Source organism: Gemella parahaemolysans (assembly GCF_053758945.1).
The window spans coordinates 1-19,469 of sequence record NZ_JBSMTP010000018.1; the positions used below are offsets into that span (position 1 = coordinate 1).

Genomic DNA, 19,469 nt, shown 5'->3' on the forward strand with positions numbered 1-19,469 from the left:
GAACCATTGTCTCCAATTGTTACTGTGATTGTTGTTCCATCTTCTCCTGGAATTTCTACCTTAGTTCCTGGTGGATATGTTGTTCCATCTGGTTTCTTAGGTGTTACAATCGCATCTCCATTTGGTTGTCGAGTAATTTCGATTGTAGGTGTTTGAGTTGTTGGTGTCTTAGGATCTGTTCCGTTTTTCTCTTCATCCTTATCTGGAATTCCATCGTTGTCATCATCTGGATCAGTAACATCTGGGATTCCGTCTCCGTCTGTATCGCGTTGAATTTTAACTGGAACTTTAACTACAACTTCTTCTGTTCCACGTTTCAGTTTAACTGGAATCTCTACTGTACGTTCTTCTTCTTTTGGTCCCCAATCTGTTACTGTTGGTGTTCCTGTTAAGTTACCATCGCCATCTACTGTTAAACCATTTACTGGATTATCTACTGTAATCGTTGTTCCTGGTTTGTTTGGTGTTATTACCTTAGTATTTGCTGGTACTGGTGTTTTTTCTGTTACAGTCTTTCCTTCTACTTTTCCTGTTAATCCATCTGCTACTTTTGGATTTTTATCTTCTGTATCTGGAATTCCATCGTTGTCATCGTCTGGATCAGTCACATCTGGAATACCATCTCCATCTGTATCACGTTGAATTTTAACTGGAACTTTAACTACAACTTCTTCTGTTCCACGTTTCAGTTTAACTGGAATCTCTACTGTACGTTCTTCTTCATTTGGTTCCCAATTGTCTACTTTTGGTGTTCCTGTTAAGTTACCATCACCATCTACTGTTAAACCATTTACTGGATTATCTACTGTAATCGTTGTTCCTGGTTTGTTTGGTGTTATTACCTTAGTATTTGCTGGTACTGGTGTTTTTTCTGTTACAGTTTTTCCTTCTACTTTTCCTGTTAATCCATCTGCTACTTTTGGATTTTTATCTTCTGTATCTGGAATTCCATCGTTGTCATCGTCTGAATCTTCTTTATCTGGAATACCATCTCCATCTGTATCGCGTTGAATTGTAACTGGTACTTCCACAGTAATTATTTCATCACCATTCTTCACTTTAACTGGGATTTTAACTTCACGTTCTTCTTCATCTTTACCCCAGTCTGTAACAGTTGGTGTTCCTGTTAAGTTACCATCGCCATCTACTGTTAAACCATTGACTGGTGTTTCTGTAGTGATTGTTGAACCTGGTTTGTTTGGTGTCACAACTGTAACTGGTGTAATTTTTGCTTTTTCTGTAACTGGTGCTGGTTTTGTAACTTCAGCTGCTAAAGGTCCATTTGCTGTTCCTCTAGCTACAGGACTCTCAAGTGTTAAATTATTATCAATTTTCTTAGATACTTTTGCAGTTATATCTGTTTTATCTGCAACTTCAGCATCAGAAATTGTTATAACTCCTGCTGGTGTTACTGATACTTTATCAGCTGACTTACCATTTACTGTCCAATTATTTCCTGATTTTGTAACTGTTACAGTTTCTGGAGTTGTCTTACCTGTTGGTGTGTAAGTAAGTGTAATAGTATCTATATCTTGTGGTGTTGTGCTATTAGGGCGTGTTGGTGGTGTTATTGTTACACTTCCATCCTCATTACCTACTATACTAGGCGCTGTTGGTGTTACTGCTAACACTACTTGACGCTTGATTTCTACTGGAGCAAATGTAGTTCTAGTCGTACTATTAACATCTGTAATAGAATTTTTACTAGTATCTGGGAATATTGCTGTTGCATTTCGAGTATATTTCCCTGAATTATCTAGTGTTGTTCCTGTCTCTAATTTATCTCCTTGTTTCCATGTCCAAGTCATACCACTTGGTAAATAGTTGTTTCCGCGATCTGCTTTGTCTTCACTATCTACTACTTTAAGATATCTATGAGCATCAATGTTTTTACCACTGTTTGCTACATTCAATGTTGAAGCAACTGGTACTTTTGCTATACCGTTTTCTAGATTTCTTGTTTCTATGTCAACTACACGATACTTGAATTTTAAATCACGACTATCTGTAGCACTACTTCCTTCAACATGTAGAGTTGCTTCGTGTTCTCCTAAAGTTTCTGTATTCAATACAGTACCTGAAGATAAACGCGTTGCATATGGAGTTTTTTCAGTTTTTCCTGTTTGAGCTGTGAATGTAGACGAAGTTACTCCTTTTGGAAGTCCCTCTTTAACTTCTACTTTAGAAATTATACCAGAGTTATCCCATACTTTTAGTTCTGGGTTAAATGTAGCTCCTCGATAAACTGTAAATATTGGTGTATTGGCATTTTCTGTTAAACGAACTCCATTTAACGTTGCTTCTGGTTTTTGAGCATCTTTTGCCACTGCTTTTGCTGGATCTGAATCAGTACTATTTCCATTTTTTGTAACTACCGTTACTTCCGTTCCATCTTTTACTTTATTTTCTGGAATTGTAATTTCTCCTGTTTTAGGATTAATTTTCACTTCTGGTTTGTCTACTGTCCAGTTCCCTTTTGGATCTTTCTTTCCTACAGCTGTTTTTGGTTGGTTATCTTCTCCTATATAGCTAACAGTAATCTTATCTGCTTTTGCTGGATCTTGTGGTTTCGCTGTTACTTCACCATTGTCTTTTGCAATTGCTATTGGCGTTTGTGGTTTTGCACCTTTTGCTATTTCTTTTGCTACTGGACTTTCAAGAGTTAAATTACTATCAATTCTCTTAGATACTTTTGCTGTTACCTCTTTACCATCAGCTACCTCAGGATCAGAAATTGTTACAACTCCTGCAGGTGTTACCGATACTTTATCCGATGGCTTACCGTTTACTGTCCAATTATTCCCTGATTTTGCAACTGTTACAGTTTCTGGTGTTGTTTTACCTGTTGGTGTATACGTAAGAGTAATAGTATCTATATCTTGTGGTGTTGTGCTATTAGGACGTGTTGGTGGCGTTATTGTAACAGTTCCATTTTCATTAGCTACTACACTTGGCGCTGTTGGTGTTACTGCTAAAACTACCGGACGCTTAATTTCTACTGGAGCAAATGTTTTTCTAGTTGTGCTATTAACATCTGAAACACTACTTGGGAATATTGCTGTTGCGTTTCGAGTATATTTCCCTGCATTATCTAATGTTGTTCCTGGTTCTAATTTATCACCTTGTTTCCATGTCCACGTCATACCACTTGGTAAATAATTGTTTCCACGATCTGCCAAATCTTTACTGTCTACTACTTTTAGATAGTTATGTGCATCAATATTTTTACCACTGTTTGCTACATTCAATGTCGAACCTACTGGTACTTTTGCTACACCATTTTCTAGATTTTTTGATTCGATATCAACTACGCGATATTTGAATTTTAAATCGCGACTATCTGAAGGACTACTTCCTTCGACATGTAGTGTTCCTATGTGGTCTCCTAGCGTTTGAGTATTCAATACTGTACCTGAAGATAAACGTGTTGTGTATGGTGTTTTTTCAGTTTTACCTGTTTGAGCTGTAAATGTAGATGCTGTTATTCCATATGGAAGATTTCCTGTTGTTACTTTAGAAATTACACCAGAGTTATCCCATACTTTTAGTTCTGGATTAAATGTAGCCCCTCGATAAACAGTAAATATTGGTGTATTTGCATTTTCTGTCAAACGAACACCATTTAACGTTGCTTCTGGTTTTTGTGTATCACGTGGTGTTACTGTAAAAGTAAAGTTTACTGGTTTTGCCTTATTACCTGCATTATCAGTAGCATTAAAAGTAATAGTATTCGTTTTACCGATATCCTCTTTACTTGTAGTAATAGTAATTTTAATTACTTTTTCTGAATCTGTTGTTTTAACATTAGTATTAGTTGCTTTACCAGAAATAAGTCTACTACCATATTTTGTAGTAAAATCTTTACCGTCTATAGTAACAACTTTATTATCTCTTGCTGTTACTGTGAATGTTACTTTATCACCTTCTACTACTGTTTGATTAGCTGGTGAAATTTCTAATGTAGGTGGTTGTTTATCCGGTGCGTCTGTTGGCGTAACAGGATTGCTTCGAACAGAAGTTACTGTCCCACCATTATTAACAACTGTTTCAGCTGTAATAGGATTTCCTGGTAATGCTCCTTTAACTGTAACTGTGGCAGTCTGTCCTTTTGTAACTCCAGTTCCGATAACTGTATTTCCATCGTAAATCTTAACTGTTGAACCGTCTTTCACTCCACTTCCAACATTCACAGTAATTTGTTGATTTGTTAATCCTTTTTTATTAGCAACACTTGTTGTGATAATCGGTTGTTTTGGTTTAACGATTACTGTAACTCTTCCATCTGAACCAGAATTGGCATCAGTTGATTTAGTACCGTCTTTATAAGTGGCAATAGAAGTATACTTAAATACCCCGGCTTGTGCTGTGCTTGTTGGTTTGACACCACCTACCCAACTCCAAGTCATACCACCAGGGAATGATTTGCCATTTTTATGTTTAACATAACCTGAATTTACAGGATCATCTGGATCTCCCAAAGGATCTCCTACTGTTTTCGTAACTGTTAAACCTTGAATTGGATCTAATGGCGCATCAGGTTGACTCACTAGTCTTGTTCCAAGACCAGCATAGACGTATGCCGCAGTTGCATTTGTAGCAGATCCGGCCTTAGTAGTTACAGCCATAGTCCCCGCTTTTTGCGCTTCTGTGGTAGTCACATTATCTCTTAGACGCATTTTCACATGATATTTATAAGCATAATTTTGATGACTACTTATAGTTAATATATGAGAATAAGACGCTCCAGGATAGCTACCATTTGATTTAATAATACTATTCAGCTCAGAATTACCTTCTAAATTTTTCAACATTTCTTGTCGTTGATTATTCCTAGCTGGACCTCCATCTAACTGATAAAGAAGATTTCGATCATTCCATGATTGTCTAGCACCTGAATCTTGATATACATATTTTTTCAAAGGAATATTATATGTATTTCCTACTTTAGTGAAATTATTAGGATTGTGAGAAAGTGTCCCAGTACCAGCATCATTTCTATATCGTTCATAGTATGCTTCATAGATAGTTCCTACCGGATACTCACCACTTCCATACAAAATGTCACGTGGAGGATAGAACCAAAACGTATTATTAGTTACTCCATCCAAAGCTTTACCATCATTTTGGAAATAAACATCGTAAGTAATAAATTTCTTACCATTTTCTTCACTATATTTTGCCGTCATAAACGTTTTTGAAATCGTACGATCACGATTCCCAATAGTCGTTGTTCCTTGCCCTTTAGCTTCTGATATATATTCTTTAACATTAATTAAGGCATTTTCTACACGACCATATTCAACAGTAGTCGCTCTAAACTGTGCTCCTTCTCCCATACTTTGACCATTACGTAAATCATGAGATCCTGAATTAGCGATTGTATTCACTCCTTCTTTCACTTCTTTTTTCTTACTAGTAACTTTTGGCATAGAAGAGACAATTTGAGTTTGTTGTTTTAACTTTTTAACTAATGCGTCAACTTCTTCTTGACTTACATCAGCGTTTTCTAATATACTCTTAGCGTTGATAAGATCAACATTTACTGCTGATAAAGTTGATGCTGGTGCCTTATCTTTATTTACCGTAGCAAGTAATTCTTCTAATTTAGTTATACTAGTCTCTAGAAGACTTTTATCTACTACTTTTTTCTCTACTTCTACTTTAGTGTTTTCTTCTTTTACATTACTTGGTTTATTTACTGAAGCACCGCTTTCTTTTTTAGCACTTACTGTATTTATTTTCTCAGGTAGCTTATCATCGTTTCCTGATTTAGCATTAGTACCATTAACTTCTGAGTTATCACTAGATGCAGCGATTTCATTCGCACTAGCTACCCCAGTACCAAAGAAGATACTGGCTCCTATTACTATAGATGCAGCACCAAATTTGAATTTTTTGATTGAATAAGTTTCGACTCGAACTCCATTTTTAAGTTCTTTTAGTCTCTTATTATTTTTTCCTATCATAATAATTTCCTCCATAATTTTTTAAAAACTTATAAGAATCTCTAAATATTTAGATAAATCTTATGTTTTTACATTATAATTTTTATTAATTTTGTAAGTCAAAACACTTATATCAACATTATACCATATCTTACTTAAAAAATACTTAAATTTCGCATCAAATACAATATATTTTTTAATATATTTCTTTTTAAAATAAAGTATAATTTCTAAAAAAAATAAAATCTTAATTTTACTTTATAGCTTATCATAAGGCTAACAACTGTTCTTAATAATTAATAATGCTTTAAAAATCTACCAATATATGAGTAAATATCGCTTTTTTATCACCTTAATTCTTATAAATTTTAACTTTATATCTAAACCTCTCTATCTTGCAGTAGTATCTTTTTTATTTAATTATATCATAAATATATATTTATATATAAAATTTTTTTCTATAATTTACACTTTGGAAAAATAATATTTAAATTATGAAGATAAATAATTATTTTCTAAAATATATAATTTTTCTTTATAATTTCTTATTTAGTATAAAACATAATGAAACAATAATTTTTTATTTTATAATCATATAATTATATCCCATCCAAGTTGACAATCTTCTATGTCTATTAAAAAATATTCCTCTTCACTATATAATTTAGAATATTTCTTTGATATAGTACTTTTTATTTTTCTCCTATATAAGACAATAGCGTTATTTCTAATTTATCTATAAAACCTGTAATCATACTAGCCAAAAGAAAAATTCTAAATGATAATTTAAATAATCCAAAAATTAAATATCACAACTACGTATGCTTCTAAGTTTTTTTAAAAAAATAAATAAAGTAAACTCTGCGGGTATTCTACTACGTAACTATCAATAAAACTTATAATAAATAGTATTACCTTACATGTATTGCTTCTTTTTGGTTGCGATACTCAGTATACAGCAGCTCCTTTTTAAAAAACTTTCGGTAAATCTTATATCATCAGCCTTTTTTTATTTAATTATTAAACCTTATTTTACAGCTTATCCTAAAAAAAGATTGTAATACTAATATCCATATTACAACCTTTTTTATATCTTCTAAAAGTTAAAACCTTCATAGAATATTCTATTTTTCTTTATACCTTTTTCCTTCAGTGTTTTTTCATATGCTATATTCATGACCATTGGTCCAGCAATTATATAATTATACTCTTCACCAACCGGCAGGTATTTGTCTAGTTGTTCTGCAGTAAATCTTCCATTTTGAGAATATGATTTAAAATTACTTCTCTCGTTCCACAACTCGAATTTTTCTTGATATAATAACCTTTTACCTTTTTTCACAGTATATAGGAATGTTATATCTTTATTATCAAATTTATCGGCTAATCCTAGTAAAGGAACAACGCCAATTCCTCCACCAATAAGAACAAACTTTTCATTCTTACCTGACTTCTCAATCATTGAACTCAATACACCATATCCTCTAGTTAAATTAACTTTTTCTCCTATTTCTAAATTGGAAAGATTTTTTGTGAAATCCCCTACACCTTCAATTGACATCTGAACATAGCCATCTCGTTCTGGGGTATTCAATATAGAAAATGGATGTGGCTCCTTCATCCCCTTTACATTAGGGAAGGAAATAAATGCAAAATCACCCGCTTCTATTTTTCTTAAAATAGATTTACTGGTAGTAATTGTTAACTCCGTAATATTTGAATCTACTTTTCTGACGTTTTTCAAAAGGCCTACTTGTATATTTAAATACTTATTATATGCATAGTGTCCATAAGCTCCGAATGCAATTACAGTATATAAGATAACTAAAATAGTAAATGGAACTATACTTCTTATATATGGAATCAGAAGAACATGAAGAAAAGCTAATAATGCAGCTACTAAATTAAGTCTATGTATCCACATAGATAACTCATGTTTAAAGATTTTTTCTAATATTTTTTTGATCTTCATTAAGATACTTATTCTTGAAGTTAACCAACCAGCCATAAAAATAAGTGAGTATGCAATGATTCCTATAAATATATTCATTGACCATTCTCCTGTTAATTTTATAAGGCCCGATGATTTCAACAATTGATCATGTAAATACATAAAGATTACAGCAAAAATTGCCGTTACTCCATGAATTATATACATATCCGGTAATCCAATTATTCTATCTAACCATTTTGGCTGTGAAGATAGGAAAATTGCTGATAGCATCCATGAATAGGCAAATACTCCTAAATTAATTGCTAGTACTCTACTCCCAAAAACCTCTGGCAAACCATTTCCTAATGTTACTATTAACGGTAACGGTATTGTTAACAATACTATTAACCAAATCATATTAAATATAAATCTATGTTCTCTCAACATCCGTTATTTTTCCTTCCTCAAAAACTCTTTTTATTCCCTCTTTTGTTAACAAAATACCTGTTAACAATTTATTTTCTACTATTTCACTCCAAATTTTCTCATTAGCAACTACACCTACAGTTGCTAATACATCGACATCTGATAGATATGTTCCAACTACTGTGACTTGAACATGATTAATATCATTATCACTTTTGATATGGTTGCCTTTTTTACTAAGTCCCGAAGTTGCCACCGCTCCATTTTTTAAACTGTATCTAGCAATTATTTTTTCTTTATCTTCAGGATTTTCTATCCCAATTTCCCAAGAAAAATTACTATCAAGTCTAGTGCCAACCTGCATATCACCAGCTCCATTAATTGCTCCTGCTTCAATGATATTATTATCAATAAGGGGTTTTATATATTTCATAAAGGAATTTTCTATTGCCCATCCCTTCACAAATCCTGTTGGATTATATTCTCCATCAAAAAATGGATCAAATAGACCTTGAGTCTCTTTTTTAGCGATTAGCGAGCGGCCGTAAACTTCTTGATATTCTAAATCAAAAAAATCTTCTTGTAAAACTTCACCTACATCAGTATGTCTACTAACTAAACTATTTGGAAGAAATGGTGAGAATTTTTCTTCCACATTTTTCAAATATTTATCAATCTCATTTGCAACCTGATTCAACACTTCTATCAAAATTTCATCGAAATTATCCCTTACAAAGACAATTGTAAAAGGCATGTTCATTCTATTTAGGACTTGCGTTTTATATTTAACCATACTATTTCGCCTTATTTAATGCATCTTGTAAAGAACCTTTAAATCCTTCGAATGTTTCAGATGCTCCAGAAATCAATGCGATATCTGAACTTTGAGCTTCTATCGCTTCCTCAACATATTTAGGAAGAGCTGTCTTATTAATATTTTGTGAAAATTCTTCATCTGGCTGAAGAAGTACATTAATATTGGCTATTTTTCCACCTTGAACAGCTACACTAACTTGGAAATTTCCTACGTTTGTTTTTGTGACTGCTCCTGTATAAGTACCGTCTTTATATGCTACATCTTCTTTGGTTGAGGAAGTTGTATTATTAGGTGTATTTTTTGATTCTTTATGTCCCTCTTGGTTAGTATTCTGTGTTTTTTGATTTGATGGTGTAGTTTGTATACTTGGCTTCAGAAAAGTATAGTACCCCGTAGTCAAAGCAGATGCTCCTACAACTCCTATTAATGCTGTCTTCTTTATTTTACTCATTATTTTACTCCTACTATATTATTTTTAATGATAATATATCACAATTTTCATGTACATCCCACTAATTTGCATTAAATATATTATATAAATTTTTATTAAAATTAAACTAATATTGGTACATTAATTTTATCCTGAAAATATCTTGCCTTTTCAAAAAATTTTTTCTATCATAGATTATAAAAAAATCTTTAGAGATATCTATTACCTCTAAAGATTTTTTGTTATTTTTTCGGTCTTGTTTCAGGGAATGTAAATACAAAAATGATATAAATTAAACTTCCTAATAAATAGAATATTATTGATGAATTATATCCCATGTGATTTAGAACTAAACTCCAAGTAAAGTTGAATAATGTATAAATTGCATATCCAAAAGCCCAAAATATTCCAAACATTATTGTTAATCTTTGTGAGTTCATATTTGGCAACTCATAAGGAAGATTTAAATATACTGGGTACTGTGAATACATGAAAAATCCTGATAAACTAAACATTACATATGATAACACAACATTAGTTGATACAAAAAATAGTCCTAATGCCATGAACCCAATCATCAATACTCCATGAGTAATTAAAAATGGTTTTCTTCTAAAGTTTAATTTTCTAGTAACTATTAAGCTAAATAAAGTTCCAACTATTCCACCAAGTGTTACAGTTAATATCATAAATTCTGGTTTAAATTGAGTATTACCAGCATGTTCTGCAACTACTCTTGGTAATGACACCAATGGCATAACATATAAGAATAAAAATCCACCAAATCCAAGTGAAAATACATAGATAAATTTATCTTTAAAACCATCAGCATACGTATATTTCTTAACTTCTTCTTCATGAACAATTTCTTTTGATTCTATCAATAATTTATATACAAAATAATTCGGGTGTTTCCATGTAATTGTTGGTTCGAAATCATGAGAAAACATTAACCATCCTATGAATAGGATTATACTAAAAATACTAAATCCTATCATCGTATATCGCCAATCATCAACAAAATGTTCCTTGAATAATAAGAATAAAATAGCAACTAAAGCCGCTCCTACATTGTATGCAGCTGTTATTATAGCACTTGTCATTATTTTCTTATCATTAGGAATAAATTTTGCTACAAAAGAATTTATAAAAACAATAATCATTGATCCACCAAATGCCATTATCATTCTAGAGAATGTATACAACCAATAATTATGAGTAAAAATTGCAAAGAATGAAAAACATAAGCAAAATAATGCTAACATTGCTGCTTTTCTAGGGTGTAATTTAATCAAAATAAATGCTGCTAATAAATTAGCTATAATTCTAGCAATCGTAATTGTATAGTTGACAACCTCAGATATTATAGGTGATACTTTCTCACCATTAAAATAATGATCTGTAATTTGTTTCGATAAATTTGATCCTGCTACCCAGTTTGTAGCAAACACTACATACGCAGTAATTAGCAGTGCAAACATAATTATACCTTGCCTTCGAGTAGGCGAATTCAATGATAATTCCATTAATATACCTCTTTCTTATTTTATAAAAGTAATACAACAATCAGTTGTTATAATACTGTTTTTCTATACATTAATAGTTTAATATAAATATTTAGAAAATGCAAGAAAAATTTACAATTTGCATTCCGTTTTCATTTTATATTTTCTAAAATAAAAAAAGACTAATATCAAAGTATTAATCTTTTTTTCTAAATAAATTTCTTAATGATAGGATAGGTTTATTTCTAACTATTTTATCATTTCCAATAAATTCTCTCATTTCTTTTAAACATTTTCCAGAATTTTTCACAATAAAATTAAAACTCCCTGCTCTTTTTGTATCTATGAAAAATCCTCTAATATATTTATCTCTAAAAAACATTTGAGCTCTAACTCTATCGATTTCTGTCCATGGTATTTGAATATAATCTTCAGGATTTCTATGATTATAAAATTCAAATGCCTTATCTCCTACCATAACATCACCATGTTTATTTCCAATTGAACCAGTAAGACAATTAGCCTTTGTTGTATAAACTACTTTTGTATTCATAGACATTACCATAGCTTTCACCTCCATAAATATTCTTCATAATTTATTTTAAAAAGGAAGTTGAGATATTTAACCCCAACTTCCTTAACTTTATTACATTACACCTGCTACGTGAGCAATAACACCTAATGCAAATAATCCGAAGATTATTACTACTGGGCTTACTTTACGTTTTAATAACCACATACATGCGAATGTTAATAATAACGCTGCAAATCCAGGGATAAGTTGATTTAAGTTATCTTGTAATGTTGTAACTTTTTCTGGTGTTAGTGAGAATTTTCCACTTGTTGCTTTTGTAACAATATCTTGTAATACTTCACCAGTAATGTGTGTTCCTTTTTCAGGGAAGTGAATAAATGCTTTTTCATCTAACTGTACTTTAGAAACAACTAATGGGAAGCTAATGTTAGTCCAACGTTGAACTAAGATACCCATTACGAACATACCAAGGATTGATGCTCCTTTTGTAATTGTTTGTAAAATACCACCTGAAAGGTCACTTGTAATTTCTGAACCTTTTTTATAACCAAATTCTTGTGTATACCATAAGAATCCAATACGGATTAAATTCCATGCGACAAAGAAGAATAATGGCGCAATAATTGAACCACCAGTTGCTAATGAAGCTGCGATAGCTCCAAGGATAGGACGAACTGTAAACCAGAATACTGGATCCCCAATACCTGCTAATGGTCCCATCATACCAACTTTAACCCCTTGGATTGCTGCATCATCGATATCAGCTCCATTTGCTTTATCTTCTTCTAAAGCTAGTGTAACCCCTAGGATAGGTGCTGCAATATATGGGTGAGTGTTAAAGAATTCTAAGTGACGTTTTAATGCTTGAGTAGCATCTTCTTTGTTTGGATATAATTTTTTAAGCGCTGGGATTAAAGCGAATGCCCAACCACCATTTTGCATACGTTCATAGTTCCATGAACCTTGAAGGAACTGAGAACGTAACATAACGCTACGACGATCTTTTTTACTTAATGTAATTTTTTTCTCTGACATTTGTAGTTCCTCCTTATTAATAATCGTTTAAGATATCGCCTAGTGGATCCCCAGATGAGGCATTTCCACCACCACCGCCACCTTTGTTTTTAGAAAGGTTTAGGTAAATAACTGCTAAACATAATCCGATGATACCAGTTGCGATAAGTGTTAATTCGCTAATTGGTGCTATTGCGAATCCTAAGAAGAAGAATGGCCATACTTCTTTAGTTGCCATTAGGTTAATAACCATCGCAAAACCAACTGCAACTACCATTCCTCCACCGATTGCCATACCTTCAGTGAACCATTTTGGTAAAGCTTCAAGAGCTTTTTGAACTACTGATGATGGAATAAACATTAATAACCCTGCTGGAATAGCAACACGTAATCCTTGAGCTGCAAGAGCTACGTAGTGCCAAAATTCAACTCCACGGAAGTTACCGTGTTCTGCCGCGCGGTCAGCTTGGTGAACAATAACTACTGATAATGTACGAACAACCATTGTAAGTACAAGTCCTACTGTAGCTAATGTAACAGCCGTTGCGATAGCGATAATACGTCCTTCAGCTGAGAAGTCACCAGCTTTAATGAAAATAATAGCAGATGCTACTGATGCTAAAGCTGCATCTGGAGCAACCGCTGCCCCAATATTAGCCCATCCAAGTGCTAATAATTGAAGAGCTCCACCTAAAATAATACCTTCTGATAAATGTCCTGTTGCTAAACCGATTAATGAACAAGCAATAATTGGTTGATGGAATTGGAATTGGTCTAAGATACTTTCCATACCAGCTAATAATGCAACAATAAGGACTAATATAACTGCTAGAATACTAAATTCCATAGTGTCCTCCTAATTTCTATTAAATTATAATTTTAAACCTTCACTTGATTTAGCTTCAATAAGTTTGAATAAATCTGATGGAGAATCGTTAGATACTTTACGAACATCAAATTTAACTCCTAAATCACGAAGTTTTTTGTATACTTCTACATCTTCTTGATCTAATGATAATACATTGTTAATTTGAACTTTACCAACTGAGTGAGCCATAGATCCGATGTTTAATTCTGGAATCTCTACTCCTTTTTCGATTACCGCAAGTGCATCTTGTGGTGTTTCAAATAATAATAACGCTTTTGTATCACCAAATCTTGGATCGTTATAAACTTGAACAAGTTTATCTAATGGAATTACGTGTGCGCGTACTCCTGGAGGAGCTGCTTGCTCAATAAGTTTTTTACGTAATTCATCTTTTGATACTGAATCTGAAACTACAATAATTCTGTTTGGATGAGTTGCTTTTGTCCAGTTAGTAGCAACTTGTCCATGTAGTAGACGAGTATCGATACGGGCTAATACAAAGTCTATTTTCCCGTTTCCTAGTACTGTACCTTCTGGAATTTCTCCTTGAGGTGCAGCTTGTGTACTTTCAGCTACTTCTGCTTTTGGTTGTAGTTCTTCAGGGCGAACTTTTACTCCATCAATAGCTGTTGGTGTGATTGCTTTTGCAATCTCGTGAGCTGTTGTCATAGTGAATCTACTAGCATATGCTTCAATAAGCATTGGTAAGTTCAATCCTGCTACGATTGCTCTTTTCTCTGGTGCTTCTTCAAATAACTTGTTAGCTTGGTTAAATGGACTTCCACCCCAAAGATCGACAAGGAAAAGAATTTCTTCAGAATCTACTTTAGCAATAGCTTCTTGAAGTTTTCTTTGCAAATCTTCTGGTCCTTCACTTGGCATAAATACAACTGCTTCTACTTTTTCTTGTTCACCAAAAATCATAGAACCCGATTGTTTAATTCCTGCAGCAAATTCACCGTGACTCGCGATGATAATTCCTACCATCTTAGTACCTCCTTTTATTTATTACTTAATATATTATGACGTGTATACCTTTGCATACAAATAGATTATATCATTTATTATTTTTTTTGTAAATGTTTTAGGTTCTCACTTTACAATTGTTGCAATCGATTTCTATTTCTTTATTTTTAATATATTATATATATTTTTTTATGATAAATATATATAATAGTTTAATTAACTTATGTAAGGGAAATTTTATTATATTTTTCTTATTCATTATGTTGATTTTTATTTTTAAAAATATATTATGAAAATATTTTTTTCATACTTTCATAATATTACAATTGTTTTTTTATTAGATAGTACAATAAAAAATAATAACGCAACAGTCTATTGACACGTTGCGCTATTATATTATCATCTAAATAATTTACTTTATATTCTTTTCCGGAAACAGCATTTTTAATACATTTAATGATAATCTTCTTGATTTTCCTGAATGTGGATAAATATGCATCATCATCATAGGATTAAAATTAGCTTCTATAACTCCATAATTATTAGTAGTTACAGGTTCTTTTATATTAGAAATAATCAAATCTACACCACAAACTTTTGCCATCATAGCATTCGCTATTTTGACAGCTAGCTCTTTATAGCTTTCATGAACCTCATCTGTCATATCCACAGAATCTCCACCTGTACTGATATTTGAATTTTCTCTAAGATATGCTACTTCATTCACAGCTAATATAGAATCAAAATTTAATCCTTGTTCAGATAATTGAAGTTTTTCAATTTCTCCAAGTTCGATTTTTTTCAGCGGTGTTTTCTTAGCATCTCCTCTTAATGAATCTGAATTTTTTTGTTCAACCAATTCTCTTATTGTATGCTTACCGTCACCCACAACATTTGCAGGTACCCTTAATAATACAGCCTCTGTTTTTCCTTCAATAACAAAAAATCTATACTCAGTACCTTCAATAAATTCTTCAATTAGTATGTCTTTGTCTTCTTTAAGAGCAAACTCTATAGCTTTAGAATAGTTTTCTACTGAACTTGTTCCATTTTTAAAGATTGTTATACCTAGGCCAAAATTTGTGCTTTTCGGTTTTATAACTATCGGTTTATTTTTTATATAATTAAATTTCTGAACAGCTTCTTCTAAACTAGAAACTTCATATCCTCTTGGAACTCTAAGACCTTTTTCAACTAATACTTTTTTTGTAACAACCTTATTTTCCATAATTAACGGAGAAATATAACTATCTTTACTTGTCATATTTCCATTTTTTACATATTCGACTCTTTCATTGCTTTCTAATCGAATAAACTGATCATTTTCATCTATAACAGTAACTTTAATACCATTTTTTATTGCATCTTCAATCACAGCTTGGGTAGATAGTTCCATATTAGAATATGCACTTAATGAATAATACTCTCTTAAAGCATCTTCTTTATACATTCTTGCTAGCTTCATTCCAACTTTAGACATATCATTTTCTTTTTGATATTCTTTTAAAAGTCTAGCTCCTATAGTAAGTTCAGGATCTTTTAATTCTTCAATCTTTTCATCTATTAAATCTATATCGCTTTCTAGTAGACCTACTTTTTCCACCATGTCTTTCATTTGATTTAATAGCCATAATCCCTCTTCTTCGTACTTAACTCTTTCCATTGGATGTGAAAGAGCTACATTCTCACTGTATTCATATCCTAAAGATTCAGAAGTATTTTTATCCTCTTCTTCTAACCAAACTAGAGTTTTTATGAATAAATGTACAAATCTAATATCTTTTTCTAAAATACCAAATGGTGCAAATGGGTTTAAATCAAATAATCTAAATTCAATATACTTAATTCCTTGATCTGGGAATTTTTTGATAGTATCCGCACCTCTAAAACGAACACTAGAGTAAAATTCTTTTTCAGCTATTAATTGTTTATTTTCTACATAGCCTGTTATATCTTTAATATATCTTTCTAACGAACTATATGATACTTTAATATCAGCATCATTTACATAACCATATCTACTAGTTCTTAAACTCCTTACAAAATCAGTTGGTTTTATACCATCTGTAAAATATTTATCCTCTGCTAAAGGAGAAGCACCTAAAAGATAAATTAATAGCCATTGATATCTTAAAAACTGTCTAGCAAGTTTTAGATAAACATCGTTTTTTACTGTTACGATATCCTCACCAGTAATTTCAGCAATTTTCTCCATCAACATATCATCTAGTTGGAAATTATAATGTATACCTGATACCATTTGTTTATACTTTCCATATTTTTTTACTAAATATTCTCTATACTCTACATCGAATTGTTTTTCAAATTGTGCAACTCTTATGTCTTCTTCATTAGGTAGTATAGCAGGTACACTTAATGGCCAAATATATTCATCTTTTGGTAGATTTTTTAAAGTTACTTCATGGATTGCATTTAAAATCCTTAAAACATCTTTTTCATTATTTTCTGGTGTTGTTATCAACTCAACCTGTGATTCAGCAAAATCAGTCTGAATGTACGGATGTTCATGTCTTATTCCAAATATTTTTGGATGATCAGTTTTAGTTACTTCCCCATTTTCTAAAACACGTTGTCCTTCTTTTTCTATACCAATTTTAACATTAGCAAATAATTCTTCTAAATTATTATTTTTTATTATATCTTTAATTATCATATTACATCACTCTCTACAAACAGTATAGTTATCTTCTATCTTATCATAAATACTCAATTAATAATAGAAATTAAACTCAACTTTAAAGCAATTTTCAATACTCACTTACAATATTTATATATATATGATATAATCAAATTACACTTAAGAAAGGGGATAAATACGATTTACTATCGTATTTCTAAATTTTTTATGATTAAATTAATAGCTAGTGATATGGATGGAACTTTATTAAATCATAACCATAAAATTCCTAAAGAAAATGTAAAACTTATTAATTTTGCTAAAAATCAAGGAATAGAATTTGTAGTAGCAACAGGGAGAGCCTATTATGAAGCTTTACCAGCATTAAATGAAGACAATATTAATTGTGATGTGATTAGTTTTAATGGTGGTATCGTCTATGATAAAAATGGAAATATCATCAGTATTACTCCAATGGTACCTAAAGATTTATATTATACAATTGAAATATTAAAAAGTTTTGATATAAGTTATCAACTTTATACAAAAAATACTATATATACTAGAAGTATAGAAACTGATATAAACGCATATATAGATCTAATTAGGTCTAATGGATATGAACCAGATGTTGAGCATTTACGTGCAGAAGCACAACAAAAACTAGATTTGGGATATATTACTGAGGTTGATAATATAGAATTATACCTTAACGAAGAAGAAAATCCACCAATCAAAATAATAGCAATATCTAATGATATATCAAAATTAGAAAATGCTACCAAACTATTATCAGAAAATACCAATATAAGTGTCACATCTTCTGGTGCGAATAATATAGAAATAATGCATAAGAATGCTACTAAAGGTGAAGCCTTAAAAGAAATAGCTAAAATCTATGGAATTAACTTAGAAAACATTGTAGCAATTGGAGATAATCTAAATGATCAAGCAATGCTTGATATTGTCGGATACAGCGTCGCTATGAAAAATGGTAATACAATATTAAAAGAACAAGCAAAATACGTAACAGAAAAAACAAACTCTGAAGGTGGTGTTGCGGATACAATATTTAAATTAATAGAACAAAACAATGAGATTAAAGAAGATATCAATGAAGTATTAGTAAAAGCAGCAATCGATGCAACAAAATATGCTTATGTTCCTTACTCTAATTTTAAAGTAGGTGCTGCAATACTAGCTGAAAATGGAAAAATCTATACTGGTTGCAATATTGAAAATGCCAGTTATTCTCCTACAAACTGTGCAGAAAGAACAGCAATATTTAAAGCTGTAAGTGAGGGAGTTACAAAATTCAAAAAAATAGCAGTAGTAGGCGGCCCTAATGGTAATTTAGAAAATTATTGTCCACCTTGTGGGGTTTGTCGACAAGTAATTTCTGAATTTGCAGATGAGGATTTTGAATTAATCTTAGGCACTTCAGAGAATACATACGCTGTATATAACTTCTTTGAAGAAGTTTTACCTCTAAGTTTTACAGCAAAAGAACTAAAAAAATAAAGTTAAATGGTCATTAGAATTTATACTCTAATGACCATACTATTCTACTATTTAAATAAAAAAGTCGTAACAAACGTTACGACTAGGTTAAGATGACCCGTACGGGATTCGAACCCGTGTTACCGCCGTGAAAGGGCGGTGTCTTAACCACTTGACCAACGGGCCAAAAATATAAAAGGCTAAATAATTAGCCTTTTATTCAATTAATGAGCCATGAAGGACTCGAACCTTCGACCCTTTGATTAAAAGTCAAATGCTCTACCAACTGAGCTAATGGCTCATGGCTGGGATACCTGGATTCGAACCAGGGGAATGACGGAGTCAAAGTCCGTTGCCTTACCGCTTGGCTATATCCCAATAATATTAAGAATGGTGGGAAGAAGTGGATTCGAACCACTGAACCCGAAGGAGCGGATTTACAGTCCGCCGCGTTTAGCCTCTTCGCTATCTTCCCGGCTTTTAAAAATGGTGGAGGTTAACGGGATCGAACCGCTGACCCCTTGCTTGTAAGGCAAGTGCTCTCCCAGCTGAGCTAAACCTCCGTTCAAATGGTGACCCGTACGGGATTCGAACCCGTGTTACCGCCGTGAAAGGGCGGTGTCTTAACCACTTGACCAACGGGCCAAAAAAATGGCTCCACAGGCAGGACTCGAACCTGCGACCCTCTGATTAACAGTCAGATGCTACTACCAACTGAGCTACTGTGGAATAATAAGTCTAATGCTTTAGCACTAGACAACAAAAGCCTGGCAACGTTCTAGTCTCACAGGGCGTAAGCCCAACTACATTCGACGCTAAAGAGCTTAACTTCTGTGTTCGGTATGGGTACAGGTGTGTCCTCTTCGCTATCGCCACCAGACGAAAACTTCAT

Annotated in this window: 11 protein-coding genes, 7 tRNA genes and 1 rRNA gene; 1 reads left to right on the forward strand and 18 read right to left on the reverse strand. The window is 32.2% G+C overall.

The window, feature by feature from the left end; all coding sequences use genetic code 11:
* The 10 genes from ACWOBP_RS07735 to gshAB form a co-directional block, all read right to left on the reverse strand.
* Window positions 1-5,966: sialoglycan-binding domain-containing protein (locus ACWOBP_RS07735; protein WP_455338203.1), on the reverse strand; the 5,966-nt coding region annotated here is incomplete at its 3' end.
* A gap of 1,075 nt (window positions 5,967-7,041) precedes the next feature.
* Complete coding sequence (locus ACWOBP_RS07740; protein WP_455338204.1) at window positions 7,042-8,325, reverse strand: iron reductase; 1,284 nt, start codon at window positions 8,323-8,325, stop codon at window positions 7,042-7,044.
* Window positions 8,309-9,097, reverse strand: coding sequence for an FAD:protein FMN transferase (locus ACWOBP_RS07745; RefSeq protein WP_455338205.1), 789 nt, complete (start codon window positions 9,095-9,097; stop codon window positions 8,309-8,311). Before ACWOBP_RS07745 ends, ACWOBP_RS07740 begins: the two co-directional genes overlap by 17 nt.
* Before the next feature lies 1 nt (window position 9,098).
* Window positions 9,099-9,572 (reverse strand): FMN-binding protein, encoded by a 474-nt coding sequence (locus tag ACWOBP_RS07750; RefSeq protein ID WP_455338206.1) that lies wholly within the window; start codon window positions 9,570-9,572, stop codon window positions 9,099-9,101.
* Between the two features lie 221 nt (window positions 9,573-9,793).
* On the reverse strand, window positions 9,794-11,077 hold the full coding sequence (locus ACWOBP_RS07755) for an MFS transporter (protein WP_455338207.1): 1,284 nt from the start codon (window positions 11,075-11,077) through the stop codon (window positions 9,794-9,796).
* A gap of 175 nt (window positions 11,078-11,252) precedes the next feature.
* Window positions 11,253-11,621 carry a DUF956 family protein gene (locus ACWOBP_RS07760; protein WP_455338208.1) on the reverse strand — a complete coding sequence of 123 codons (369 nt, stop codon included), beginning with the start codon at window positions 11,619-11,621 and terminating at the stop codon, window positions 11,253-11,255.
* An 81-nt stretch (window positions 11,622-11,702) separates the two neighbouring features.
* Complete coding sequence (locus ACWOBP_RS07765; RefSeq protein ID WP_455338209.1) at window positions 11,703-12,626, reverse strand: PTS system mannose/fructose/sorbose family transporter subunit IID; 924 nt, start codon at window positions 12,624-12,626, stop codon at window positions 11,703-11,705.
* A gap of 16 nt (window positions 12,627-12,642) precedes the next feature.
* Complete coding sequence (locus ACWOBP_RS07770) at window positions 12,643-13,452, reverse strand: PTS mannose/fructose/sorbose transporter subunit IIC (RefSeq protein WP_455338210.1); 810 nt, start codon at window positions 13,450-13,452, stop codon at window positions 12,643-12,645.
* 24 nt (window positions 13,453-13,476) lie between these two features.
* Complete coding sequence (locus tag ACWOBP_RS07775) at window positions 13,477-14,460, reverse strand: mannose/fructose/sorbose PTS transporter subunit IIA (protein ID WP_455338211.1); 984 nt, start codon at window positions 14,458-14,460, stop codon at window positions 13,477-13,479.
* Window positions 14,461-14,851: 391 nt separating this feature from the next.
* Entirely contained in the window at window positions 14,852-17,113 is a 2,262-nt protein-coding gene (gene gshAB, locus ACWOBP_RS07780) for a bifunctional glutamate--cysteine ligase GshA/glutathione synthetase GshB (protein ID WP_455338212.1), read from the reverse strand.
* A 192-nt stretch (window positions 17,114-17,305) separates the two neighbouring features.
* Here gshAB and ACWOBP_RS07785 point away from each other — a divergent pair, with 192 nt between their 5' ends.
* On the forward strand, window positions 17,306-18,598 hold the full coding sequence (locus ACWOBP_RS07785) for a cytidine deaminase (protein ID WP_455338213.1): 1,293 nt from the start codon (window positions 17,306-17,308) through the stop codon (window positions 18,596-18,598).
* Window positions 18,599-18,691: 93 nt separating this feature from the next.
* Here ACWOBP_RS07785 and ACWOBP_RS07790 read toward each other — a convergent pair.
* The 8 genes from ACWOBP_RS07790 to rrf form a co-directional block, all read right to left on the reverse strand.
* Window positions 18,692-18,763 (reverse strand) — tRNA-Glu (locus ACWOBP_RS07790).
* Between the two features lie 42 nt (window positions 18,764-18,805).
* A tRNA-Lys gene (locus ACWOBP_RS07795) sits at window positions 18,806-18,878 on the reverse strand.
* Between the two features lies 1 nt (window position 18,879).
* Window positions 18,880-18,955, reverse strand: a tRNA-Gln gene (locus ACWOBP_RS07800).
* 13 nt (window positions 18,956-18,968) lie between these two features.
* Window positions 18,969-19,052 (reverse strand) — tRNA-Tyr (locus tag ACWOBP_RS07805).
* Between the two features lie 12 nt (window positions 19,053-19,064).
* A tRNA-Val gene (locus tag ACWOBP_RS07810) sits at window positions 19,065-19,140 on the reverse strand.
* Between the two features lie 7 nt (window positions 19,141-19,147).
* Window positions 19,148-19,222, reverse strand: a tRNA-Glu gene (locus ACWOBP_RS07815).
* 7 nt (window positions 19,223-19,229) lie between these two features.
* Window positions 19,230-19,306 (reverse strand) — tRNA-Asn (locus tag ACWOBP_RS07820).
* Between the two features lie 36 nt (window positions 19,307-19,342).
* Window positions 19,343-19,457: ribosomal RNA gene (gene rrf / locus ACWOBP_RS07825) — 5S ribosomal RNA — on the reverse strand.
* Window positions 19,458-19,469 lie beyond the last annotated feature (12 nt).

What these genes read in the sequence shown, in the direction of transcription:
- ACWOBP_RS07740 (WP_455338204.1), bottom strand. Translation starts at nt 8,325, where the DNA reads ATGTTGAGAGAACATAGATTTATATTTAATATGATTTGGTTAATAGTA.
- ACWOBP_RS07745 (WP_455338205.1), bottom strand. Translation starts at nt 9,097, where the DNA reads ATGGTTAAATATAAAACGCAAGTCCTAAATAGAATGAACATGCCTTTT.
- ACWOBP_RS07750 (WP_455338206.1), bottom strand. Translation starts at nt 9,572, where the DNA reads ATGAGTAAAATAAAGAAGACAGCATTAATAGGAGTTGTAGGAGCATCT.
- ACWOBP_RS07755 (WP_455338207.1), bottom strand. Translation starts at nt 11,077, where the DNA reads ATGGAATTATCATTGAATTCGCCTACTCGAAGGCAAGGTATAATTATG.
- ACWOBP_RS07760 (WP_455338208.1), bottom strand. Translation starts at nt 11,621, where the DNA reads ATGGTAATGTCTATGAATACAAAAGTAGTTTATACAACAAAGGCTAAT.
- ACWOBP_RS07765 (WP_455338209.1), bottom strand. Translation starts at nt 12,626, where the DNA reads ATGTCAGAGAAAAAAATTACATTAAGTAAAAAAGATCGTCGTAGCGTT.
- ACWOBP_RS07770 (WP_455338210.1), bottom strand. Translation starts at nt 13,452, where the DNA reads ATGGAATTTAGTATTCTAGCAGTTATATTAGTCCTTATTGTTGCATTA.
- ACWOBP_RS07775 (WP_455338211.1), bottom strand. Translation starts at nt 14,460, where the DNA reads ATGGTAGGAATTATCATCGCGAGTCACGGTGAATTTGCTGCAGGAATT.
- gshAB (WP_455338212.1), bottom strand. Translation starts at nt 17,113, where the DNA reads ATGATAATTAAAGATATAATAAAAAATAATAATTTAGAAGAATTATTT.
- ACWOBP_RS07785 (WP_455338213.1), top strand. Translation starts at nt 17,306, where the DNA reads ATGATTAAATTAATAGCTAGTGATATGGATGGAACTTTATTAAATCAT.